The following is a 24,210-nucleotide window of genomic DNA, read 5'->3' on the forward strand; positions in this document are numbered from 1 at the left end:
CACAGTGGAACCGAAGGGCGACCGGTCAAGGCCGGTCGCGCAGGCGGATCGCCGTCTCGAGGTTCTCCCGGATCCGTCTGGTCAGGCGATGGTCCGGACCGAGCGCCCGCTCGGCGTCCGACCGCGCTTCTTCGAACATCCGGATGGCGAGTGGCAGGTCTCCAGCGGCTCCGCGGGCGTAGGCCAGATCGTTCCGTGAATTCAGCGTGTCCTGGTGGTCATGCCCGAACACCCGCTCCCTGGCGGCGAGCGTGCGCTCGTACAGTTCGATCGCCCTGGTCAGGTCACCCGAGGATTCGTACGCACCCGCCAGGTTGTTCCACGATTTCAGGGTGTCGGGGTGATCGGGACCCAGCACGCGTTCGCGATCCGCCAGGGTCCGTTCCTGAAGTTCGACCGCGCGGGCGAGGTCGCCCGCCGACTCGCACGCTCCCGCGAGATTGCCCCGCGAAACCAGCGTGTTGGGATGGTCCGGCCCCAGCACCCGTTCACGATCTTCCAACGTCGCCTCGAACAACGTGACCGCGCGCTTCGAGTCGCCCATCGACCAGTGGAGATAAGCCAGATTGTTCCGGTAGAGCAAGGTCTCCGGATGGTCGGCTCCGAGCACTCGCTCGCGATCCGCGAGCGTGGCTTCGTGGAGCGGGATCGCCCGTTCGGCGTCGCCCGCCATTTCGTACGCCATGGCCAGGTTGTTCCGGGAGACCAGCGTGTCCGGGTGCTCCTTTCCCAGCACGCGCTCGCGTCCTTCCAGCGTTTCGTCGAACAGCGAGATCGCCCGCCTCACGTCACCGGCGGCGTGGCAGGCGGCCGCCAGGTTGTTCCGGCAGCTCAACGTGTCCGGATGTGCGGGCCCCAGCACCCGCTCGCAGTCCGCCAGCGCGGTCTCGAGCAGCGAGGTCGCGCGCCGCAGATCACCGGCCGCCTGGTACGCGGACGCCGAAGTGTTCCGGGCGCGCAGGGTGATCGGATGGTCGAAGCCGAAAAGGCGTTCACCGGCGCCGACGGCCCGTTCCGCGAACGCGATGCCCGCCGCGGCGTCGCCCTGACCGAGGACGTAGAGGCTGAGGCTGTTGGCGAGGTGGCAAAGCGGGCCGGTGTCACTCTCGGTGTGGTCGAGCAGCGCCCGCCCGTGCGGCAACACGGCTTGGAAGACGGGCCAGTCCTCGGGCAGCCGGGGATCCACCACGTCGAGCGCGCGGGCGAGCGCGACGGCGGTGGCCTCACGGGCGTGGTCGATGTCCCCGGGACCGCGGTAGGGGTCGGCCGGGTCGGGAGTCCGGGTCACGGCCTGCACGAGGCGGTGGACGTCGATCGTCTCGGCGTCGAGGGTGATCATGCTGTAGGCGGCCAGGCGCCCCAGTGCCTCCGACAGCTCCGGTTCCTCGCCGTCGCCCTCCAGCAGCGATCGCGGGATGCGTTCGGGAGCGTGCCAGGCCAGCCGTCGCAACAACTTCGCGGCGAGCGGGGTGTCCGCGAGCCGGTCGAGGGTGACGTGCCAGACCCGGGCCACGGCGCGCTCCGCGTCCTCGGCCTCCGCGGTCCAGGCGAACATCTTGGCCGGGGACCTGGCGAGCAGGCCGAGGTAGCGGGCGGGCGTCATCCGGTTCTGGGCGAGGTACGCCCCGGCCTGTTCCACCGCCAAGGGCAGCCAGCCGAGTTCGGCGCAGAGCTCGCCGGCGCCCGTCAGCTCCGCCTCCGGCCACTCCGCCCGGACCGTCCGGGCGAGCAACTCGGCCGCCTCGTCCGGTTCCAGCACGTCCAGTGACACGGTGCCGACGTCCCGCCAGCCGGTGCCCCGCCTGCTGGTGATGAGGATCGTGCCGGTCCGCACCCGGTCCAGCAGCCCGGCGGCGTGCGCGAGCTCGGTCAGGTTGTCGAGGATCAGCAGCCAGCCGGTATGCCCGGCCAGCCAGCCGACGGCCTGTTCGGCCCGCTGTTCCCACGGCAGCCCCGCGGCCTCCGGGGACAGCGCCACGGCCAGCTCCGCCAACCCGTCGTCGATCGCCGAAGCCGAGTCCGCCGTCACCCACCAGACGGCCGAATAGTCGACCGAGCGCAGCTCGGCGAACCTGGCGGCCAGGCTGCTCTTGCCGACGCCGCCGAGCCCGTGCACCGCGACCACCGCGACCCGGGCGGCGGCTTTCGCCGTCTTCTCCAGCCTGTCCAGCTCGGCCGCGCGCCCGACGAAGACCCTGCCGCTCAGGGGCAGTTTCCACGCCGCGTGCCGGGGCGGCGGAACATCGGTCTCCGAGAGAATGCCGTCGATGAATCTCGAAATCTGGCCGTACACAAGGGAATCGCGGCCGGCCGGTTTGCAGATGCCGACGTGGTCGGCGTCGACGGGGATCGGGCGGACCCGGGGCAGACCGGGGTTGGCCGAGCCCTCGTCGACCACCCGGACCCCTCTGGTCGGATACGCCTCGAAGAACACCAGGTTCCGGATCCCGGACTCGTCGGCCCAATCGCGATAACGGTCGTTGAGGTGCCGCAGGTGGGCGGCGTTGCGTTTGAGGTCCTTCACCGCCGCGGTGGACCGATAGACCAGTCCGAGCGCCTTGACGACCGCCGCCAGCCCCGAGCCGGTGTGCGGGGTCCCCAGGAAGACCACCCCGCGCGCGGCCGTCGCGAACGCTGCGAAACCGGTCCGGCCCTCGGCCGCGTGCAGCAGGATCTCCTTGGCCAGCAGGCCGCCCATGCTGTGGGTGACGAAACACAACGGCCGCTCGCCGATGCCGAGGTTCTGCAGCGACGCCATCAGGTTGATCGCCCGGTCCTGCATGGGCATCGCCTTGCCCCGCCAGCCCGACGACCAGGCCTCGTAGCCCACCGACCACACCGCCACGCGGTCGAAATCCTCGGCGAGCCACTCCGGCCAGAACGACGACGGCGACCCGCCCGCCCACGTCTTCCGCGCGTCCCCGTCCAGCCCGTGCAGGAACACCACGTCCAGCCCGGCCGACACGGGAACCCGGACCTTGAGGATCTCGGGCAATCTCCTACCTCCGGTCGGGCGGGCGGTTCCGTGGTGCCGCCACCGGATGTCGGCCGCCCGGTGCCCGCCGTTACGCGCGGCCCCGGGACACGCCTCGTGAGTGGTGAGGACGGTTAGAACCGCCCTTACCACTCACGAGCCGAGCTGGGTCAGGAGGTCTTCGACTTGCGGTTCAGGAACGCCGACGCCCCGACACCGTGTGCGGCGACGCTCGCCAGCACCGTCACCGACATGACGCTCAACGCGACGTCCGCCGCGTCCCCGTCGAGTGAGTTGTAGGCCAGCAGGCCGAACACGATCGACGCCGCGCCCCGCGGCGCCAGGAAACCGATGGTCATCCGGTCCCGCCACCGGAAATCGGTCCGCAGCAAGGTGAGCAGCACCGGGATGAGCCGGGCGACGGTCAGCGCGACGACGCTGACGATCACGACGCCCCAGGTGAGGCCGAAGGACAGCACCAGCACGGCGGTGCTACCGAAGACGAACCACATCAGCAGCCCGCACAGCGAACTGACGTCCTCGGCCAGCCCGAGTTCGTCCTCGCTCGGATGGCGCGCGGTCTTGTAGGCGATCCCGCAGATGAACGCGGCGACGAAACCGTTGCCGCCGATCGCGACGGCGGCGGTGTAGGTCAGCAGCGGCAGCGCGACGGCGGCGACCCGTGCGGAATGCCGTGTCGACCAGCCGTGCTTGCCCGTCACGTTCATCGCCACCGCGGCGACCGCGCCGATCACGGAGCCCGCCAGCACGGCCAGCAACGCCGCCGGGATCGCGGTCTGCAGCGCCTCACCCGGCGTGTTCGCCTGATTGCGGCTCCCCGCGAGGGTGAGCGCGAAGATGAACACCGGGGCGACGACGCCGTCGTTGTAGCCGCTCTCGACGTTCAGCAGATGCCGGACGCGTTCGGGCACCCGGACGTCGTGCACCACCGACGTCGCGGGCGCGAAGTCCGTGGGGGCGATGATGCAGGCGATCAGCAGCACCACCGTCCACCCGAGCCCCGGCAGCACCAGCAGGCCGACCCCCATGACGATCAGGATCGTCAGCGGCAGCGCGACCAGCAGCAGCCGCACCGCGGTCTTGGCGTCATGACCGAGATAGCCGCCCTTGACCGCGGTGGCGTCCACGAACAGCAGCAGGGCGAGGATCAGTTCCGCGGCGTTGAGGGCGATCTCGGTGTTGAGCCCGTTGCCGAGATCGTTTTGGGTGCTGAACCCGATCGCCAGCCCCGCCGCGACCATCGCCATCGGCGCGGTGATCTGCCACCGTTCCAGCCGTGCCGCCGTCATCGTCCAGGCCAGCACGACGACCGCGCCGACGAGCACGCTCTGGATCATCTACCCGCCCCTCGTTCCCGGTGGACTCCCCTGCCACCGGGAACGAGCATAGAGGCCGTCCACAAAGGAACGCCGATCACACCACCGCGCCGTTGTCGTCGCGCTCCCGTACCCGCGACGGCTTCCTGACCGGACGCCCGGCCCCTGGCCAGCGTTTGTCGAGCAGGATCGCGACGGGACCCGCGGTGGCCACAGTGGACACCGTGCCCGCGATCAGGCCGAGCAGGAGCGCGAGGGCGAAGTCGGCCAGCGAGCCGTCTCCGAGGAACAGCAGCGCCCCGAGGACGAACAGCACTCCGATCCCGGTGTTGATCGTCCGGGGCAGCGTCTGCAGGACCGCCGTGCCGACGACGCGGGCGAACGGCTCCTTGCGGCGCTGCCCCCGCACCTCCCGGACCCGGTCGAAGACCACCACCGAGTCGTTGACCGAATAGCCGATCACCGTCAGGAGCGCGGCGAGGAAGACGCCGTCCATGGACTTGCCCAGCCAGGCGAAGATCCCGACGATGATCAGGACGTCCTGGGCGAGCGCCGCCACCGTGGCCAGGCCGAGCCGCCAGTCGAACCGCACCGCGAGGTAGATCAGCTGCGCCAGCACCGCGAGGAGGAGAGCGACGACCGCCTTGGTGCGCAGTTCGGCGCCGAGGCTCGGGCCGATCTGCTCGTCGCGGATCTCGGTGGCGTCGCCCGCCACCCCGGAGACCGCGGTCCGGATCCGCTCGGTGGCGGCCTCGTCGATGGGCTCGGTGCGCACGGAGATGTCCTTCTCACCGGACGTCTGTACGACGGCGCGGGGGAATCCGGCGTCGGACACCGCGTCCCGGACCTGTTCGACGTCGGCGGGCGCCGAGGTGCTGTATTCGATCACCCGGCCGCCGGTGAACTCGACGCCCAGGTTCGGTCCCGCCACGAACAGTCCCGCGATCGCGGCGATCACGATCGCGCCCGCCACCATCAGCCAGCGCCGGGGCTTGCCGAGGAACTCCGGATCGCGCCGGTTCACCCACTGGCGGACCCGGCCTTCGTGGGTGAGCCCGGAAAGCCGCGGTTTGCGCGCGACCACGCCCCGCATCGTGAGGTGCAGCAGCAGGCGGGTGAGCACGAGCGAGATGAACAGGGCCACGACCACGCCGATGGACAGCGTCACCCCGAACCCGCGCACCGGGCCGGACGCCAGCCAGAACAGCAGCCCCGCGGCGAGCAGGGTGGTCACGTTCGAATCGACGATCGCCGACAGCGCCCCGCTGAACCCGCGGCTGACCGACCGCGGCAGCGAGCCTCCCCGTTTCACCGAATGTTCTTCTCTCGCCCGTTCGAAGACGAGCACGGTGGCGTCGACGGCCATACCGATCGCCAGCACGAAGCCCGCGAGACCGGGCAGGGTCAGCGTCGCTCCGATGGCGAGCAACGCGCCGTACGACACGGCCGCGTAGGCCACCAGGGCACCGACGGCGATGAGTCCGGCCAGGCGATACACCGCGAGCAGGAAGAGCGCGGTCAGTCCCAGGCCGATGACGGCCGCGCGGGCGCTGGCGTCGATCGCGGCGGCACCGAGGGTGGGGCCGACGGTGCGCTGCTCGATGATCTCGACCGGCGTCGGCAGCGCGCCTGCGTTGATCAGCAACGCCAGGTCCTTCGCTTCGGCCGGGGAGAACCGCCCGGTGATCTGCGTACTGCCGCCGACGATCCCGACCCCGCAGGCGACCTGCGGGCTCACCTGCGGCGACGAGATCACCTTGTCGTCGAGCGCGATCGCCACCCGGCGGGTCGGATCACCGGGTGGGGAGCAGGCCGCCTGGCCGGTCAGCCGTTCCCAGGCGCGGCCGGAATCCCCTTTGAAGTCAACGGAAACGAGGTGGCCGCCGCCCTGTGAATCGATCGTCGAGAGCGCCTTGTCGACACCTTCACCGGTCAGCGCCGCGGGTCCCAGCGTGATGGGCTGGCCGCTCTCGTCAGGCAGCACGCGGCTTCCCTGAGCCGCGTCGGTGGAGGCTCCGAGCACCGGGTGGAAGGACAGCTGCGCGGTGCGGCCGATCACCTCGACGGCCTCGCGCGGATCCCGCACGCCGGGCAGTTCGACGATGATCCGCTTGTCGCCGGAGCGGGCCAGCATGGGCTCGGCGACGCCCAGCGCGTCGACCCGGCGGCGCAGCACCTCGAGCGTCCGGTCGGTGGTCTCCGCGTCGGCGGTGATGGTGGGCGAATCCTTGGTCTCCAGCACGATCTGCGTGCCACCGCGCAGATCGAGCCCCAGGCGCGGGGCGGTGGTCAGCAACAAGTACACGGTCGCGGCGAGGATGACCAGCGAGACGACGGCTCGCCCGGTCATGCCTCGCCGCGCGGTTTCGCGCGGCACGACGGTTTCTCCTCGATGAATTCCTCCGCGCGCGACGGAAGGCGCGCGGATTCCCGGTCCGGGCACGCGGAAGGCGTGCCCGTGAGCTTCAGACGGCTACCGGGAAAGGAGGAGCTCGATCCCCCAGCGCGAGGCGGTGCGCCGCGCGCGAGGGAGGGGTGACGTCGGCGTGGAGTTCGCTGAGGCGGAGCAGCGTCGTCGACGCGGGCCCGTGCGGGACGGTCCCGAAGAGAGGCAGGTCACCGTGACCGTGCACACCCAGGAGCGAAGGTTCGGCGGCGAGCCTGCCGACGGCGCGCACCGGCGCCACGGCCTTGGAGACCGAGGAGTCGACGGTCGCGTTCGCCCCGCGCGACTCGTCCGCCGAAGCGGAATCGCCGGAGTGGAGCGCGAGGAACAGGCCGAGCGCGGTCAGCACGGCGGCGAGCAGCACCAGTACGGCCTGCCTGGCAGGCCGGTACGTCCGGCGCTCCACCGTCATCGACACACTCCCGGGGTTCTCCCCGACACCTTACTTGCCGGGCGCGAGCCGTTCGGCGAGTCGCGTGATCCCGGCACGGACGCGGTTCTCCCCCAGCTCCGGCAGCAACGCGGTCAGGTGCTCGGCCGCCAGCGGCGCCAGCAGGGTGTGCGCGGCGTGTTCGGGGTCGGGGGCGCCGTCGAGCAGGATCGCCACGTGCCGGTGCCAGAACCGGTAGGCACCGATCCGGTAGCGCGCCCCCGGGGCGGCGGTCTCCGACATCCGCACCAGGGACAGATGCTCGAGCACGTAGTCGACGTAGGCGCCGGTGAAAGCCACCAGGCGTTCCACCGGCGGAGCACCGGGCCCCAGCGGCGGCGGCCCGTGCAGGATCCCTTCCTGGAGCGCCTGTTCCCGTGCGTCCAGCAGCGCGACGGCCAGTCCGGCCTTGTCGCCGAAGCGGCGGAAGAGCGTCCCCTTGCCCACCCCCGCGGCCGCCGCCACCTGATCCATGGACACCGCGTCGACGCCGTGCTCGGCGAACAGCGACGCGGCCGCGTCCAGGATGGCGGCGCGGTTGCGGGCGGCGTCCGCGCGTTCCTTGGGCGGCGGCGTCCGCAGGAGTTCCAGCGACGTTGCAAAAGCGGACTGCGGTCCGTTATGGTCGTGGGGCACATACGGACTATAGTCCGATTAACTGGGAGGTAGCGACATGACCGCACTCATCACCCGTGACGACCTGAAGGCTGCGATCGCCGCGAAGGCCGTGACGGTCGTCGACGCGCTGGGTGGCGAGTACTACGCCAAACAGCATCTGCCCGGCGCCGTCCCGCTCGTCCTCGCGGACGTCGACGCGCGGGCGGCCGCCGTGCTGCCCGATCGCGGCGCCGCGATCGTCACCTACTGCTCCAACCCCGCGTGCCCCAACAGCGGACAGGTCGCCGACCGGCTCACCGCCCTCGGCTACACCGACGTCCGCAAGTACCGGGAAGGCATCGAGGACTGGGCAGGCGCCGGCCTGCCCCTCGAACAGGGCTGAGCCTCCCTACGACGGGACGCGCCGGCGCAGGACCGGCACCCCGTCGCCGTGGAGTTCGGCCAGGTAGGGCGCCCGACCGGTCATGGCCATGATCAACGCGAGAGTCGTGCCCGAAACGAGTGGCCCGGATCCGACGGCGAAGGGGCCATCGGTCGCCTCCAGCCGCAGCCCGCCGATGCGCCCCTTCGCCATCACCACGAGATCTGAGCCCTGGTAGTAACCGGCCAGCGAGGTGAGGACGGCGATCGGATGGTCCCGGCGGAGACCCAGCGGGCGGCGGATGTCCTCGCCGTGCACGATCGTCTCGCCGAGCATCGCGATGGCGGGCAACGGCGGTTTCGTCGTGCTGGTGACGGCACGGCGGAACCGCTCCAGCGTCTCGGCGCCGTTCGCGCCCAGATGTTCGGCCAGCCGCATCGCGACCTGCTCGTCGAAATCGAACCGGCAGCGGATCACCCCGGCCAGCCACCGCACCGGAGTGAGGCTCGCCCCCGCGGTGAGATGCGCGAGCACCTCGCGCACGGTGAGCCCGGTGCACAGCGACGGTGTCTCCCATCGCTCTTCGGAGAGCCCTCCGAGGTCGTTCGCCAGCGCCGCCCGCTCGGTGTGGATCAGCGGCCAGACGGTCTTGGCACGAGCGCGCGCCTTCGGTCCTGAATTCGCCATCCGAAGTCCCTCCGTCGCCCGGAATCATCGGTCATCGATACTCGGAAGGCGAACTCCGCCGAACACCGAGAGATGGGGACCGATGATCCAGCGCTGGAATCCGGAGACCGTGGCCGCGCCGATCGGCCCGTACAGCCATCTGGTGCGCGTCCCGGCCGATCACGAGCTCGTCGTCGTGTCCGGTCAGATCGGCGTCCTGCCCGACGGCGAACTTGCCGGGCCCGACGCCGAGTCCCAGACCCGCGCGTTGCTCGTCAACCTCGAACGGCTGCTCGAAGCCGCGGGCGCCGGACCGGAACACCTGGTCAAGGTGTTCAGCATGCTGTCCGGCACCGAGCACCTCGAGGGTTTCCGCACGGCGACACGCGAGACCTTCACCCGCTGGTACCCGGAGGCGGACTGGCCCGCCCAGTCGCTGATCGTCGTGGCGGCGCTGGCTCGCCCGGAGCTCGTCGTCGAGGTCGAAGCGCTGATCGCGGTGCCGGGGCGGTAGGAAGCAGGGTCTCCACCCCCTACCGCGCCGAGCCCGATCAGAACTCCCGGCGCCTCCGCCCGGCGAGGAGCAGCAACGCGCCGATGGCGAGCATGCCCAGCGCCAGGATCGACATCGTCTTCACCGGGGAACCGGTGACCGCCAGGCCCGGCGGCCGGTTCGGCGGCTGCGGGGTCGGCTTGTCCGGCGGCTGCGGGGTCGGCGGTGTCGGCGGCACCCGGGTGTCGGTACCGCAGTCGGGGTTCGCCGAGCCCGGCGGGCAGTTGCCGCCCGGGGTGTCGGACGTGACCACGTTGCGGAGCCGGTGGTCACCGGTCGCCGGCTTCCGCAGGGTGACGGCGTAGGTGACGGTCGCCTTCTCCCCCGGCTTCAGCTCGCCCTTCCAGGTGAGCTTCGGCGCGGAATAGGTCACCGTTCCCGTACTGGCCTTCGCGGTGCCGTCGAAGGTGGCGTCGTCGAGCACCTGGGTCAGGTCGTCGGTGAACTTCGCATCGTCCACTGTGGCCTGTCCGGTGTTCTCCACCGTGACGGTGTACGTGACGACCTCGCCCGGCTTCGCCTCCGTCTTGTCGACCGTCTTCTTGATCTTCAAGCTGGACAGCGGCGTCGTCGTGCCGCACTTCGGATCCTTGCTGCCCGGCGGGCAGTTGCCACCGGGGGTGTCGGTCACGATGGCGTTGGTCAGCTTGCCGTCGCCGCCGGTCTTGGTCACCTTGACGCTGTAGGTGACCGTCGCCGTCTGCCCGATCTCCAGATCACCGGTCCAGGTCAGCTTCGGTTCCTCGTAGGTCACCGAACCGATCGTCGCCGCACCGTCCTTTTGGAACACGGCGTCGTCGAGGACCTGGCTGAGGTCGTCGGTGAACGTGGCGCCGGCCAGCTTCGTCTTGCCGGTGTTGCGCACCGTCACCGTGTACTTGACGACGTCGCCCGGGTTCGCCGTGGCCTTGTCCGCCTTCTTCTCCAGTGAGATGCCAGGCACCGGGGTGCTGGTCGAACAGGCCGGGTCGTCGGACTGCGGCGGGCAGGTGCCCGGTGTGTTGGTGCTGACGGTGTTCCGCAGTTCGTGGTCACCCGTGACCGGGTTCTTCACCTTCACCGAGTACTTCAGCGTGGTCGACGCCCCCACCGGGAGATCACCCGCCCACACCAGGTTCGGCGCGGTGAAGGTGAACACCCCGGCGACCGGCGCCGACGTGGCGTCGTTCCGGTAGTCGGCGTCGTCGAGCACCTCGGACAGGTCGTCCGTGACCCGTGCGGCGTCTTCGCCGACCAGGTCGACCTTGCCGGTGTTGGCCACCGTGACGGTGTAGGTGACGACGTCGCCCGGGTTCGCGGTCTGCTTGTCCGAGGTCTTCTTCACCGTCAGTTCGCGGGACGGCACGTCCGCGACGCAGTTCGGGTCGTTCGACCCCGGCGGGCAGTTGTTGCCCGGCGTGTCCGAAGTGACCACATTGGACAGCTTCTTGTCGCCGGTGTCCGGGTTCTTGATCCTGACCGTGTAGGTGATGGTCGAGGTCTGCCCGATGTCGAGCGAACCGGTCCACGTCAGTTTCGGTGCCGCGTACGAGACGCCGCCGATGGTCGCGGCGCCGTCGTTCTGGTACTCGGCGTCGTCGAGGACCTCGGTCATGTCGTCGGTGAAGGTGGCACCGTCCTGTTTGGTCTGCCCGGTGTTGGTGACGGTGATCGTGTACTTCACCGTGTCACCCGGATCGACCTGCTTCTTGTCGGCCGTCTTCTTGATCAGCAGGCCGGAGATCGGCGTGGTCGTGCCGCACTTCGGATCGGTCGAACCCGGCGGGCAGTTGCCACCCGGCGTGTCCGAGGTGACGCCGTTGACGAGCTTCTTGTCGCCGTCACCGGGGTTCTTCACCTTGACCGAGTACGTCACCGTGGCCGTGTCGCCGATGCCGAGATCACCGGTCCACGTCAGTTCGGGCTCCGCGTAGGACACCGCGCCGATCGTCGCCGCGCCATCGTCCTGGTAGTCGGCGTCGTCGAGGACCTTGGTCAGGTCGTCGGTGAACGTCGCGCCGGAGATCTTGGTCTGGCCGGTGTTCCGGACGGTCACCGTGTACTTGACTACGTCACCGGGATTCGCCGACTGCTTGTCGACGGTCTTCTTGATCTCCAGCCCCGAAACCGGCGTCTCCGTGCCACAGGCCGGATCCGTGGACCCTGGTGGGCAGTTGCCGCCCGGTGTCTCCGACGACACCGCGTTCTTGAGCCGGTTGTCGCCGGTGTTCGGGTTCTTGACCTTGACCGTGTAGGTCACCTTGGCCGTGTCACCGACGCCGAGGTCACCGGTCCAGGTGAGCTTCGGCGACGCGAACGACACGGCACCGATGGTCGCGGCACCGTCGTTCTGGTAATCCGCGTCGTCGAGGACCTGGGTCAGATCGTCGGTGAAGGTCGCACCGGTCAGTTTGGTCTGGCCGGTGTTCGTGACCGTGACCGTGTACTTCACGACGTCACCAGGGTTCGCGGACTGCTTGTCGACAGCCTTCTCGATGAGCAGGCCCGACACCGGAGTGGTGGTGCCGCACTTCGGATCCGTGGATCCCGGCGGGCAGTTCCCGCCCGGCGTCTCGGAAGTGATCGTGTTGATGAGCTTCTTGTCGCCGGGAGCAGGGCTCTTGACCTTGACCGTGTAGGTGACTGTCGAGGTCTCGCCGATCTCGAGGTCACCGGTCCAGGTCAGCTTCGGCGACGCGAAGGTCACCGCGCCGATCGTCGCGGCACCGTCGTTCTGGTAATCCGCGTCGTCGAGGACCTGCGTCAGATCGTCGGCGAAGGTCGCACCCGTGAGCTTGGTCTGCCCGGTGTTCCGGACGGTCACGGTGTACTTCACGACATCGCCGGGGTTCGCCGACTGCTTGTCCACGGCCTTTTCGATGAGCAGGCCCGACACCGGAGTGGTGGTGCCGCACTTCGGATCCGTGGATCCCGGCGGACAGTTGCCACCCGGCGTTTCCGATGCCACCGCGTTCTTGAGCCGGTTGTCCCCGGTGTTCGGGTTCTTAACCTTGACCGTGTACGTCACCGTGGATGCCTGGCCGATGTCCAGGTCACCGGTCCACGTGAGCTTCGGCGACGCGAAGGTCACCGCACCGATCGTCGCGGCACCATCGTTCTGATAGTCCGCGTCGTCGAGAACCTGAGCCAGATCGTCGGCGAAGGTCGCACCGGTCAGCTTCGTCTGCCCAGTGTTGGTGACCGTGACCGTGTACTTCACGACGTCACCCGGGTTCGCCGACTGCTTGTCGACAGCCTTTTCGATCTTCAATCCCGACACAGGAGTCGTCGTACCGCACTTCGGATCCGTCGAACCCGGCGGACAGTTCCCACCCGGAGTGTCCGACGACACCGCGTTCTTGAGCTGGTTGTCCCCGGTGTTCGGGTTCTTGACCTTCACCGTGTACGTCACGATGGACGCCTGGCCGATATCGAGATCACCGGTCCACGTCAGCTTCGGCGACGCGTAGGAAACCGCACCGATCGTCGCCGCACCATCGCTCTGGTAATCCGCGTCGTCAAGGACCTGCGTCAGGTCGTCGGTGAAGGTCGCACCCGTGAGCTTGGTCTGCCCGATGTTGGTGACCGTGACCGTGTACTTAACCACGTCACCGGGGTTCGCCGACTGCTTGCCGACCACCTTCTCGATCATGAGGCCTGACACCGGAGTCGTCGTGCCACACTTCGGATCCGTCGAACCCGGAGGACAGTTCCCACCCGGCATGTCCGAGGTGACCACATTGGACAGACGCTTGTCACCGGGGTTCGGGTTCTTGACCTTCACCGTGTAGGTCACCGTGGACGCCTGCCCGAGGTCGAGGTCGCCCGTCCATGTCAACTTCGGTGCCACGTAGGAAACCGCACCGATCGTCGCCGCACCATCGTTCTGATAGTCCGCGTCATCAAGGACCTGCGTCAGGTCATCGGTGAACGTCGCACCGGTCAGCTTCGTCTGCCCGGTGTTCGTGACGGTGACCGTGTACTTCACGACGTCGCCAGGGTTCACCGACTGCTTGTCGACCGACTTCTCGATCTTCACTCCTGACACCGGAGTCGTCGTACTGCACTTCGGATCCGTCGAGCCCGGCGGACAGTTCCCACCCGGCGTCTCCGACGTCACCACGTTCTTCAGCAGGTTGTCGCCGGTGTTGGGGCTCTTGACCTTGACGGTGTAGGTGACCGTGGAGGTGCCGCCGATGTCGAGATCGCCCGTCCACGTCAGCTTCGGCGAGGCAAAGGAAACCGCACCGATGGTCGCGGCTCCGTCGTTCTGGTAGTCCGCGTCGTCGAGAACCTGCGTCAGATCATCGGTGAACGTCGCACCGGTCAACTTCGTCTGCCCGGTGTTCGTGACCGTGACCGTGTACTTCACGACATCACCAGGATTCGCCGACTGCTTGTCCACCGACTTCTCGATGAGCAGACCGGAAACCGGCGTCGTGGTGCCGCACTTCGGATCCGTGGACCCTGGCGGGCAGTTGCCACCCGGCGTCTCGGAAGTGACCGTGTTGACGAGCTTCTTGTCGCCAGGGTCAGGGCTCTTGACCTTCACGGTGTAGGTGACGGTCGAGATCCCCCCAATTTCGAGGTCGCCCTTCCACGTCAGCTTCGGTGCCGCGTAGGAAACCGCACCGATCGTCGCCGCACCGTCGCTCTGGTAATCCGCGTCGTCGAGAACCTGCGTCAGGTCATCAGTGAACGTCGCACCGGTCAACTTCGTCTGGCCAGTGTTCGTGACCGTCACGGTGTACTTCACGACGTCACCGGGGTTCGCCGACTGCTTGTCGACAGCCTTCTCGATCTTGAAGCCCGACACCGGAGTGGTGGTGCCACACTTCGGATCCGTCGAACCCGGCGGACAGTTCCCACCCGGCGTCTCCGACGTCACCACGTTCTTCAGCAGGTTGTCGCCGGTGTTGGGGCTCTTCACCTTCACCGTGTAAGTGACCGTGGACGTCCCACCGATCTCGAGATCGCCCGTCCACGTCAACTTCGGCGACGCGAACGACACCACACCAATTGTCGCCGCACCGTCGTTCTGATACCCGGCATCGTCGAGCACCTGGGTCAGATCATCGGTGAACGTCGCACCGGTCAACTTCGTCTGCCCGGTGTTCGTGACGGTCACCGTGTACTTCACGACGTCACCCGGGTTCGCCGACTGCTTGTCGACCGACTTCTCGATCTTCAGTCCCGACACCGGAGTGGTCGTCCCGCACTTCGGATCCGTGGATCCCGGCGGGCAGTTGCCACCCGGCGTCTCGGAAGTGACCACATTGGACAGCTTCTTGTCGCCTGGGTTCGGGTTCTTGACCTTCACCGTGTAAGTGACGGTCGACGTCTGCCCGATATCGAGGTCACCGGTCCAGGTCAACTTCGGCGACGCGAACGACACCGCACCGATCGTCGCCGCACCGTCGTTCTGGTAGTCCGCGTCGTCGAGGACCTGCGTCAGATCATCGCTGAACGTCGCACCGGAAAACTTGGTCTGGCCGGTGTTCCGCACGGTCACCGTGTACTTGACCACGTCGCCGGGGTTCGCCGACTGCTTGTCCACCGTCTTCTCGATGAGCAAACCGGAAACCGGCGTCGTCGTGCCGCACTTCGGATCCGTCGAACCCGGCGGACAGTTCCCACCCGGAGTCTCCGACGTCACCACGTTCTTGAGCTGATTGTCGCCGGTGTTCGGGTTCTTGACCTTCACCGTGTACGTCACCGTGGAGGTTTCACCGACACCGAGGTCGCCCTTCCACGTCAGTTTCGGTGAAGCGAAGGACACCGTGCCGATCGTCGCCGCGCCATCGTTCTGGTAGCCGGCATCGTCGAGCACCTGCGTCAGATCGTCGGTGAACGTCGCACCCGTGAGCTTCGCCTGCCCGGTGTTCCGGACGGTCACCGTGTACTTCACGACATCGCCCGGATTCGCCGACTGCTTGTCCACGGCCTTCTCGATGAGCAGGCCCGAAACCGGCGTCGTCGTACCGCACTTCGGATCCGTCGAACCCGGCGGACAGTTCCCACCCGGAGTCTCCGACGTCACCACGTTCTTGAGCCGGTTGTCCCCGGTGTTCGGGTTCTTCACCTTCACCGTGTAGGTGAACGCCGCGCCAGTCCCCGCGGCAAGCGTCCCGGTCCAGGTCAGCTTCGGCTCCGCATAGGACACCGAGCCGGGCGACGCGGTGGCATCGTTCTGGTAGACCGCGTCGTCCAGCAACCCGGTCAGATCGTCGACGACCTTGAGGCCCGCCGCGGTCACCCTTCCGGTGTTGGTGACGTTGACCGTGTAGCGCACAGTGTCACCGGGGTTGGCGGACTCCTTGTCGACGGTCTTCGTCACCGTGTACGACGGCGGAGGCACCTTGGTCTTCGCACAGGCCGCGGCGGGATCGTCCGGGCAGCGGTTGTCCGGCGGGACGACCGGCGGCGGCCCGATCGGGACGGTCGCGCGGTTCACCAGTTCCTTGCCGATGGCGGCTTCCTCGACCTTCACGCGCACGGTCAGCGTCGCGGTTTCCCCGACCGCGAGGCCGTTCACCGCCCAGTCGATCGGGCCGGTGCCCGAGGCCGTGCCCTTCGAAGGACTGGACGATACGTGGGTCGTGCCCGGCGGGAGCGTGTCCCGCACGGTGAGCGCGGGCACCGGGATCACGCCGGTGTTCCGCAAGGTCACCTTGTAGGTCAAGGTGTCCCCTGGGATCGCCTCGGCGAGGTCGACCGACTTCGTGAGCTGGTACCCCGGTGAGGCGACCGTGTTCCGCACCGTGTTCGAGGTGCGTTCCTGCGGGCGGCCGGTGTCCTCGCCGCGGAAGGTCAGCTTGCCGGTGTTGTCGAGCTTCGTGCCGTCCGGCACCGTGGCGCCGACCTTGACCTTAAAGGCGACCTTCTGCGACTGCCCGGCCCCCAGATTCCGCACCCGGCAGGTGACCACCTGCCCGGCGGCCGAACAGTCCGGATTGGACCCGGCCACGAACGTGACGCCGCTCGGCAAGGTGTCGGTGAGGACGATGTTCGTCGCGGTGTCGAGGTCGGTGACGCTGCCGTCGGCGTGCCGGTTGGCGACGTCGAAGGTGTAGGTGACGTCGCCGCCCTTGGTGACGTACCCCGGCGGGCTGTCGTTGGTGTTGCCGACCGGGTCGTTGGCCTTGGTGATCTGCAGGTCGGGTTCGAGCGCGTCGGTGACGAGCCAGACCACCTGCGGGTACAGCGCGTCGCCGACGGTGCCGATCTTCACCTGGAGCGCGGTGGTCCCGGCGGGGACCTTGCCGGTGATGTCGACGCTGCGGGAGTCGTAGCCGACGTTGTTCACCGGATTCGGATCGCGTGTGGTGACGTTGGTGCCCGTGCCGTTCGCCGCGACCCGGTCGATCCGGCTGCTGAACGCGTTGTCGGTCGACACGCCGGACGGCGACGGCATGGAGATGGTCTGGAGGTTGGACGCGTTCGGACCGACCTGGAGGTAGTCACCGGCGATGGGCGCGTCACCGTCGCCCGCGACGATGCCGAGTTCGACGTTGGGCTGACGGGAGGTGGGCGCCTTGATGCCGCCCAGCGCGATGGTCGCCGAGCTCGGGGTGGTGCCGCCGGCGACGCGCTGCAAGCCGTCCCACACCTGCAGGTAGCGCAGCGGTTCGCTGGGCAGCTCGTAGGCCACCACCAGCGACCAGCCGCCCCAGCAGCCGAGGTTCGTGCTGCTGACCGACTGGCCCTGACACGCCTGGATGTCGGCGACCGTGTACTGCCCCGCCCCGGCGTTGGTGACGAGGTTCGTGACATCGGCGGCGCCGCCGTAGGCGTACAAGGTCGGGAAGCCGCCCGTCGTGAGGGCGGGGAACCAGTCGTAGGTGTCGGCGGTGATCCGCTGGTAGGTGTTCGAACCGGGACTCTTCATCGAGACCTGGTTGCCCCTGGAGCCGTCACCGGAAGTACCGGCGGAAGCGACCGGGTTGAACTGCCAGTACAACCGGGCGTTGAGCACCTTCGCCCCGGCCGGCACCCTCAGGTTCGCGGCGGAGGCGGTGTTACCGGGGGCCGCGGGATCGGTCTTGATCCACGACACCGGGCTCGCGTTGCTCGCGGAGGCATCACAGACGACACCGAAACCGCATTGCACCACCGAGTTGGCGGCCATCGTGACGCCACCGTGGGCCAGCCCGGAATACACCGGCTCCGGCCCGATCGGCCGTTCGGTGCCCGCTCCGCGCGGCTGTGTCTGGGCACTCGCGGGCAGCGGGGCACCCATCAGCAGGGCCACGGCGACCACCGCGAGCAGCGCTATGCCCCGGCGCCACCGATTTCGCCCACGCCGTACCGCCATGCCGCCTCCGCCTCACCCCTCGCTTCCATCGGCCCAGGTCAGGACGACGGGGACAGCGAGCCCGATCGAACGTCATCCTGTGTCGCGAAGATCATCGACGGCAACCGGGATCGGCGGTGTCCCCTGGATAGAACCCGTTGAGTGGCCTCGAAACCCCCGGACGGGTGACGAATCCCGGGCAATCGTCCACAACGGACTGAAATCCTCGGGGGTGGCGTTTAACCACGAAAACTGCCATGGTCGAACACGTGATCGACTTTCCTTATCGTGGCTCCGGGCCCTATTGCTACGCGAATTCCCTCGCGATGATGCTCGGCTCCGACGCGCCGCCGTCAGACGTGCTCGAAACCGTGACCGGCAGTCCTTTCGGCATGCAACTGGTCGGCGGTTCGCTACCGTTCTTCGACGCCTTCGGCTGGGATCCCGACCTCGGCATCGGCGAGGCGCTCGACGTTCTCGGCTGGAGCGCGGAAACCGTGAGCGAGCCGGAGCCGGATGCCGCGTTCGCGCTGCTCGCCCGAAAACTGGCCGACGGCCCGGTCATGGCGGGCCCGGTCGAGATGGGGCACCTGCGGTACCAGCCCGGGATGACCGGCCCGATCGGCGCCGACCATTTCCTGGTCGTCCTCGCCGCGGACGACGAATCCGTCACCGTCCACGATCCGCAGGGATATCCGTACGCGCGGCTCCCTCGGGCGGAATTCGCCGCCGCTTGGCTAGCTGAGAGCGTCGCGTACGGCAAGCCGCACACGATGCGCACGGGCTTCGTCCGCGACACCGTCGTCAGCGAAGAGGCCGCGATCGCCGCGGCGCTCCCCCGGGCGATCAAGCGACTCGGCGGGGAGGCCGGCGGCGGACTCCCGCCGGGCAGTCTCGGCAACGCCGACGCGGCGCTCGCGCTGGCCGCCCGGATCGACTCCGGCTGCGACCCGGACCTGCGCGGGCTCCTCGTGCACTTCGCGGTCCGCGTCGGCGCCCGCAGGCTGGCGGACGCTTCGGTGTGCCTGCGCCGGATCGGCCGCGACGGGGCCGCCGCCGTCGCCACCACTCAGGCGCGTTTGGTCGGCTCATTGCAGTACGACCTCGTCACCGAGGACGACCTTCGCGCCGCCGAGACGCTCCGGACGCTCGCGCCGACCTACGAACAACTCCGTCGGGCTCTCACAGCATCCTGACGATCTCGCGGGCGATCGCCTCGGGCTCGGTCTTCGGGATGTAGTGACCGGACCGCTCGGCGATCACGTGCCGCCCGCCGGACGAGGCAGCCACCCGGTGGGCGTGGGACGCGTTCGCCCGCGCGAGCACGGCACCCAGCCCGATCATCACGCGTTCACCGGTGCGGAAGGCGCGGCCGAAGAGCACGTCCGCCGCCTCGTCGGTCGGATCGACCAGCACCAGACCGGCGATCCGCTCCCGGCGGCGACCGGGCGACCTCCGGCTGGACCGCCGCCCAGGACGACCGGGTGGCCGCCGCTCCGGCTTCGAACACGACCGTCGGCCCGGTGACTCCGGCGGGTCCCGGCAGCACCATCGCGTGCAGCCGTCTGCCGTCACGGGTGACGACCCAGTCCGGCTCGCCTTGGGTGTGGCTCATCGTGCGGTGATCCTCCAGCCGGTGACGTCGATCTGCCGCCGCCAGAACTCGGCGAACCGGCCTTGCCTCGCGAGGAGTTCCTCGACGGTGCCGTCTTCGGTGATCTCGCCGTCCTCCAGGAAGAGGACCCGGTCGGCGTGCCGGATCCCGGCGATCCGATGGGTGACGATCACCCGGGTCCGCGGCACGGGATCGGCGCTGAGGGACCGGACGACGGCGTCCTCGTTCTCGGTGTCCAGCGCGCTGGTGGCCTCGTCGACCAGCAGCACGGGCGCCGGTTTGAGCAGCGCGCGGGCGATGGACACCCGCTGCCGCTCACCGCCGGAGAGCGCGCCGCCCGCCTCGCCGACGGCCGTGTGCGCCAGCAGTTCGCCGACCCTGGCGAGCTCGACGACCTCGGCGACCCTTTCCTCCGTCGCAGAGGGATCCCCGGCGAGGACGTTGTCGCGCACCGAACCGTCGAACAGGTACGGCTGCTGGAAGACGACGGTGACCAGCTCCCGGCGGTCGGTCGCGGACAGCTCGGCGAGATCCGTCCCGCCGACGAGCACCCGCCCGCCGGTGGGCTGGTGCAGGCCGGCGAGCAACGCGAGGACGGTGCTCTTGCCCGAACCGGACGGCCCGACGATCGCGGTCGTGGTCCCCGGTTCCAGGGTGAGACCGAAGTTCTCCAGAACGTCTTCGGTGCCTGACGAATAACGGAAACCGACGTCCTCGAACCGGATCAGCGGCGCCTCCTTCCCCGGCGCGACGGCCTTCCCCGCCGGGGCCACGGGCGCGGTGAGCACGGTGCGGATGCGGCCGAGCGTCGTGGTGGCGGTCTCGATGCCGGGAGCGAGATCGCCGAGCGCGGTGAACGGTTCCAGGTACCGGGCGAGCACGACGATCAGCGCGATGGCCTCGGGCACGCCCAGTTCTCCTTGAGTGGCAAGGAGAACGGTCGTCCCGGCGAGCAGGACCAGCGCCAGCTGACCGGCGATGCCGAACAGCACCTGACCCGGGATCTGCAGGCGCAGCAGCCGGACCGTCGCGCCGTGGTGCGCGGCGAGCGCGGCACCGGCGTGACTGCGCGCGGGCTCCACGCGACGGGCCGCGCGCAACGTCTGCTGCGTGCGGGCGAACTCGACGATCCGCTCGGTGAGCACGGTGTTCGCTTCGGCCGCCGCCCGGTCGGCGCGGCGGGTGATCCGGCCGGTCGCCCACAACGCGCCCAGCAGCACCGGGACCCCGGCCAGCGCGGCGACCCCGAGCGGCCAGGCGATCGCCAGCAGGGCCAGCGCGATCGCGATCGGCAGCAGGACAGCGCCGATGAGCGGGGTGAGCAGATAGCCGACCAGGCCGACGAGGTCGGGACCGGTCGCGGCGATGGCCTGGCGGGCGGTCTGGGTGTTGGCACTGTCCAACCAGGACAGCCGGACGTTCGTCAGATGCTCGGCGACGTCGTGCTGGGCGTGGTCCAGCACCCCGAAACCGAGTTCGAAGCCGAGCCGTCCCACGACGGCGTCGACCGCCCAGCCCGCCGCGGTGACGGCGGCGAGCGCGCCCAGCCAGGGCAGTGCTTCCGTGGCGTCCGCGCCGAACAGGGCGCCCACCAGCGGCACGAGCAGAACGACACCGACGGCGCGCAGCAGCACCGAGAACACGGCGAGCACGAGGTAGCGCCGGAACGTCCGGCGTCGCGTCCCGGGGATCAGGCCCAGCAGGGTGCGGATCACGCGGTCACCCCCGCGCCCGCTCCGGCCTGCCACAGGCGGGTGTAGCGCCCGCCCGAAGCCAGCAGTTCGTCGTGGGTCCCGCTTTCGGCGATCTCCCCGCGGTCGAGGACCACGATCCGGTCGGCGCCGGTGACGGTGTGCAGGCGATGGGCGATGACCAGGACGGTCCGGCCCGCGGTGAGCCGGTCGAGTGCTTGTTGCACGAGGTACTCCGACTCGGGATCGGCGAAGGCGGTCGCCTCGTCGAGGACGAGGACGGGGGCGTCGGCGAGGATCGCGCGGGCGATGGCGACCCGCTGGCGTTCCCCGCCGGACAGCTGGGAACCGGCGCCGAGGACGGTGTCGTACCCCTGCGGCAGCCGCAGGATCCGCTCGTGGATCTGCGCGTCACGAGCCGCGGCGACGACCTGGTCTTCGGTGGCGCCGGGAACGGCGAGCGCGATGTTCTCCCGCACGGTCCCCTGGACGAGTTGCGGATCCTGCAGCACGAATCCCACCCGGCCGTAGAGTTCGTCGGCGGCGAACGAGCGGACGTCCCGGCCGCCGACGCGGATCGCCCCTTCGGTCACGTCGTGGAACCTCGCGACCAAGGCGGCGAGGGTCGACTTCCCGGCTCCCGACGGGCCGACCAGCGCGGTCACCGTGCCGGGACGCAAGGTCAGGGAGACGTCCTCCAGAACGGGAACACCGGTGCGGTACGCGAAGCCCACCCTGTCCAGTTCCACCGTGCCCGGCTCGGCACCGTCCCGATCTTTGAGCTCCACTGTGGACAGTTCCGGTTCGTCGAGGACGACCTGGATCCGGCGCGCGGCGAGCATTCTCTCGCGGACGCCGCCGAGGCCGTAGCCGATACCCAGCAACCGAGCGCCGAAGGTGGTGCCCAGCAGGAGGAACGGGATCAGCGTCACCGGCTCCAGGCCGCCGCCGGTGACCATCAGCGTGCCGGCGCCGGTGATCAGGAGCAGGAACGTGGCGGGCCGGGTGGCGAAGTCGAGCATGGTCTTCTTGCCGGTGAACGGCCGCTGCCAGTCGCCGAGGAAGCCGATGTACTCGTCGAGCCGCCGCCGGAACGACGACGCCGCGGCACCGCCGAACACCCGGATCACCGGCTGCCCTTCCAGATACGCGCCCGCCTCCCCGGCCATCCGTTCCGCCCAGCGCATCGCCTGGCCGGTCTTGGGTCCCGATTGGACGACCATGATCGAGGTGGTGACGAGGTAGACGAGGATCGGGACGAGCAGAACGAGGGCGAGCCGCCAGTCCACCGCGAAGAGGTAGGCCAGCACCGCGACCGGTGCCACGACGGCCGCCACCGCGTCGGGAACGGCGTGCGTGACCAGGTAGTGGAGCGAGAGTGTGTCGCCCTGCACGAGTTTCGCGACCGCGCCCGAACCGCGGGCGGTGAACCAGCCCAGCGGCAGCCTCGCGAGTTTGCCCAGCAACCGCTGCCTCAGCTCTCGGGCGAATCGCGCGTCGGCCGCGTGCAGCCAGAGCACGACCGCCGATTCGAGCAAGGTCCCCGCGCCGAGCAGCACCAGCGCCGAGACACCGATCGCCCACAGCGATTCCCCGCCCGCGAGCAGCCGCCGGACCAGTTCCACCAGCAACACGAACGGCGCGAGCCGGATCAGCGTCACAACGGCTTGCAGGACCCCTGCGAAGATCAGCGTCCGCCGCACCGGCGCGAGCAGCCGTCCGGCGGCCTGTGCCCGCCAAGCCCCTTTGGGGGCCTTCTCGACGGGCTTCGGGGCTTCGGCGGCCGGTTCTTCCTTCTCACCGCGGAAGGCACCCATGGCACGGCCGTAGTACCAGTACGCCCGGCCGTACACCTCGGACTTGGGGAAGCCGAACGTCTCGCGCAACCGGGTCTTGAGATGTTTGAACGAACCGGCTTCGGTCGCCAGCCACGCCTTCCAGTCCGACCAGTCGCGCGTCTCGATCGCCGCGGCCAGCGAGGTCGCGTCCCCGCGCGGCACCCAGTGCACGGCCAGCCGCGCGTGATCGCCCAGCGGGATCATCCGGTCGGTCTCGTCGTGCTCCTCGAGGTACAGCTCGATCGGGAGGTCGGCCGGGACCACTTCGAGGATCGCGTTGATCGCGGGGATCGAAGCGGAGTCACCGATGAGCAGGTAACCGGCGGGAGGTTCGGCGGGGACCGCGAAAGAGGTGGAACCCAATGACATCACCGGAACCGTCGCGCCCGGCCGCGCTTCACCCAGCCATCGCGAGGCGGGACCGGCGGGCTCGTGCAGGACGACGTCGACCGCGAACGTGCCGGTCTCCGGGTCGGCTTCGGTGAGCGTGTACGCGCGCTGGAACTCCGTCGGCCCGCCTTCCGGGTCCGGGAACCAGAACCGGAGCCAGGCCGTCGGCTCCACGACGACGTCCTCGAACAACGTCGGCGAGACGAACCGGATCCGCACGAACCGCGGCGTTATCTCTTCTCTCTCGACGACGGTCGCTTCGTGGTCTCTCGCACCGAAACCCCGCATCACCGCGCCTTGGAACCCGCGCGCCATCACAAACCCTCCCCGGTGGCCGCCAGATCGGCCACCATCTCCACGACCGGCCTGCCCGGCGGACAGGACCCGATCAACCCGCGAATCGAGGCTGTCAGCACCAGCCGCACGTACTCGGGCCTCGGAACCTCCGGCAACGCGGCGGACGGCTCGGCGAGCCGGTCGTCGCGCGACAACCGGTCGCGGACCGCCTGCCGCTCACGGTCCAGCCCGTCGCCGTCGCTCTCCTCGGCCGCCATGCTGTGTTCCTCGGACGCGGTCATCGCGATGGTCAGCGACGCGACGGCGCCACTGAGCACGATCGCCGCGCCGGGCTCGTAACCCCGGCGGACGAGGGCGTCGACCTCGTCGTTCAGCAGGCGCCGGCCGCCGTCACCGCGCGGGAACAGCAGCTGCAGGTAGGTGACCAGGCCAGGATGCTCCAGCACGAAGGCGCGCATCTGCAGGGCGAAGGACAGCAGGTGTCGCTCGAGGCCGTGCCGGGGATCGTCCCGGAGCCGCAACTCGGCCAGAATGCTCTCCCCGACCAGCCGCTCGAGCCCCCAGCGCCCGTCGACGTGCCGGTAGAGGGCGGTCGCGGTCACCCCCAGCCGGGCCGCGACCGCCTTGACACTCAGCCCGCGCATCCCGAGCTCGCGCCCGGCCCGCAGGATGTCGTCCGTCCCGATCCTGGCCGGACGGCCCCCGATCTTCGGCATCTCACC

At 69.3% G+C, this 24,210-nt stretch carries 15 protein-coding genes; 4 read left to right on the forward strand and 11 right to left on the reverse strand.

The features are described from left to right. Nucleotides 1–25 precede the first annotated feature (25 nt). From fxsT to ACLJPX_RS38470, 5 genes are all read right to left on the reverse strand, one after another. Nucleotides 26–2,995 carry an FxSxx-COOH system tetratricopeptide repeat protein gene (gene fxsT, locus ACLJPX_RS38450; RefSeq protein WP_410605196.1) on the reverse strand — a complete coding sequence of 990 codons (2,970 nt, stop codon included), beginning with the start codon at nt 2,993–2,995 and terminating at the stop codon, nt 26–28. A 149-nt stretch (nt 2,996–3,144) separates the two neighbouring features. Next, the gene (locus tag ACLJPX_RS38455; RefSeq protein WP_410605197.1) at nt 3,145–4,332 is read right to left on the reverse strand and encodes a cation:proton antiporter; all 1,188 of its coding nucleotides are present in this window, start codon (nt 4,330–4,332) and stop codon (nt 3,145–3,147) included. Nucleotides 4,333–4,408: 76 nt separating this feature from the next. After that, on the reverse strand, nt 4,409–6,688 hold the full coding sequence (secD, locus tag ACLJPX_RS38460; RefSeq protein WP_410605198.1) for a protein translocase subunit SecD: 2,280 nt from the start codon (nt 6,686–6,688) through the stop codon (nt 4,409–4,411). Between the two features lie 88 nt (nt 6,689–6,776). Next, nucleotides 6,777–7,169, reverse strand: coding sequence for a hypothetical protein (locus tag ACLJPX_RS38465; RefSeq protein WP_233224206.1), 393 nt, complete (start codon nt 7,167–7,169; stop codon nt 6,777–6,779). Nucleotides 7,170–7,199: 30 nt separating this feature from the next. Further along, the gene (locus ACLJPX_RS38470; RefSeq protein ID WP_410605316.1) at nt 7,200–7,778 is read right to left on the reverse strand and encodes a TetR/AcrR family transcriptional regulator; all 579 of its coding nucleotides are present in this window, start codon (nt 7,776–7,778) and stop codon (nt 7,200–7,202) included. A gap of 82 nt (nt 7,779–7,860) precedes the next feature. Between ACLJPX_RS38470 and ACLJPX_RS38475 the strand changes: the two genes are divergently transcribed. Further along, nucleotides 7,861–8,187, forward strand: coding sequence for a rhodanese-like domain-containing protein (locus tag ACLJPX_RS38475; RefSeq protein ID WP_410605199.1), 327 nt, complete (start codon nt 7,861–7,863; stop codon nt 8,185–8,187). A 6-nt stretch (nt 8,188–8,193) separates the two neighbouring features. Here the strand turns inward: ACLJPX_RS38475 and ACLJPX_RS38480 are convergent, their stop codons facing one another. Then, nucleotides 8,194–8,853 (reverse strand): maleylpyruvate isomerase family mycothiol-dependent enzyme, encoded by a 660-nt coding sequence (locus ACLJPX_RS38480; RefSeq protein WP_410605200.1) that lies wholly within the window; start codon nt 8,851–8,853, stop codon nt 8,194–8,196. Between the two features lie 82 nt (nt 8,854–8,935). On the opposite strand from ACLJPX_RS38480, the gene ACLJPX_RS38485 reads away from it, so the two are divergent. Next, complete coding sequence (locus ACLJPX_RS38485; RefSeq protein ID WP_410605201.1) at nt 8,936–9,346, forward strand: RidA family protein; 411 nt, start codon at nt 8,936–8,938, stop codon at nt 9,344–9,346. Nucleotides 9,347–9,383: 37 nt separating this feature from the next. On the opposite strand, the gene ACLJPX_RS38490 is transcribed toward ACLJPX_RS38485, so the two are convergent. After that, nucleotides 9,384–17,678, reverse strand: coding sequence for a hypothetical protein (locus tag ACLJPX_RS38490; RefSeq protein ID WP_410605202.1), 8,295 nt, complete (start codon nt 17,676–17,678; stop codon nt 9,384–9,386). Between the two features lie 236 nt (nt 17,679–17,914). On the opposite strand from ACLJPX_RS38490, the gene ACLJPX_RS38495 reads away from it, so the two are divergent. Then, nucleotides 17,915–18,853, forward strand: coding sequence for a hypothetical protein (locus tag ACLJPX_RS38495; RefSeq protein ID WP_410605203.1), 939 nt, complete (start codon nt 17,915–17,917; stop codon nt 18,851–18,853). Here the strand turns inward: ACLJPX_RS38495 and ACLJPX_RS38500 are convergent. Continuing rightward, complete coding sequence (locus ACLJPX_RS38500) at nt 18,840–19,073, reverse strand: hypothetical protein (protein WP_410605204.1); 234 nt, start codon at nt 19,071–19,073, stop codon at nt 18,840–18,842. The two genes, ACLJPX_RS38495 and ACLJPX_RS38500, sit on opposite strands and share 14 nt — an antisense overlap. 68 nt (nt 19,074–19,141) lie before the next feature. Between ACLJPX_RS38500 and ACLJPX_RS38505 the strand changes: the two genes are divergently transcribed. Further along, nucleotides 19,142–19,282: a hypothetical protein gene (locus ACLJPX_RS38505; protein ID WP_410605205.1), complete on the forward strand. Its 141-nt coding sequence runs from the start codon at nt 19,142–19,144 to the stop codon at nt 19,280–19,282. Here the strand turns inward: ACLJPX_RS38505 and ACLJPX_RS38510 are convergent. The 3 genes from ACLJPX_RS38510 to ACLJPX_RS38520 are packed head-to-tail and all read right to left on the reverse strand — an operon-like array spanning nt 19,269 to nt 24,204. Beyond that, entirely contained in the window at nt 19,269–20,987 is a 1,719-nt protein-coding gene (locus tag ACLJPX_RS38510) for an ABC transporter ATP-binding protein (protein WP_410605206.1), read from the reverse strand. The genes ACLJPX_RS38505 and ACLJPX_RS38510 overlap by 14 nt on opposite strands. Then, the gene (locus ACLJPX_RS38515) at nt 20,984–23,506 is read right to left on the reverse strand and encodes an ABC transporter ATP-binding protein/permease (protein ID WP_410605207.1); all 2,523 of its coding nucleotides are present in this window, start codon (nt 23,504–23,506) and stop codon (nt 20,984–20,986) included. Before ACLJPX_RS38515 ends, ACLJPX_RS38510 begins: the two co-directional genes overlap by 4 nt. Then, nucleotides 23,506–24,204 carry a TetR/AcrR family transcriptional regulator gene (locus ACLJPX_RS38520; RefSeq protein ID WP_410605208.1) on the reverse strand — a complete coding sequence of 233 codons (699 nt, stop codon included), beginning with the start codon at nt 24,202–24,204 and terminating at the stop codon, nt 23,506–23,508. The genes ACLJPX_RS38515 and ACLJPX_RS38520 overlap by 1 nt, the downstream gene beginning before the upstream one ends. Between the last annotated feature and the right edge of the window lie 6 nt (nt 24,205–24,210).

The sequence above is a fragment of the Amycolatopsis sp. lyj-90 genome, assembly GCF_046549035.1.
Classification (GTDB): domain Bacteria; phylum Actinomycetota; class Actinomycetes; order Mycobacteriales; family Pseudonocardiaceae; genus Amycolatopsis.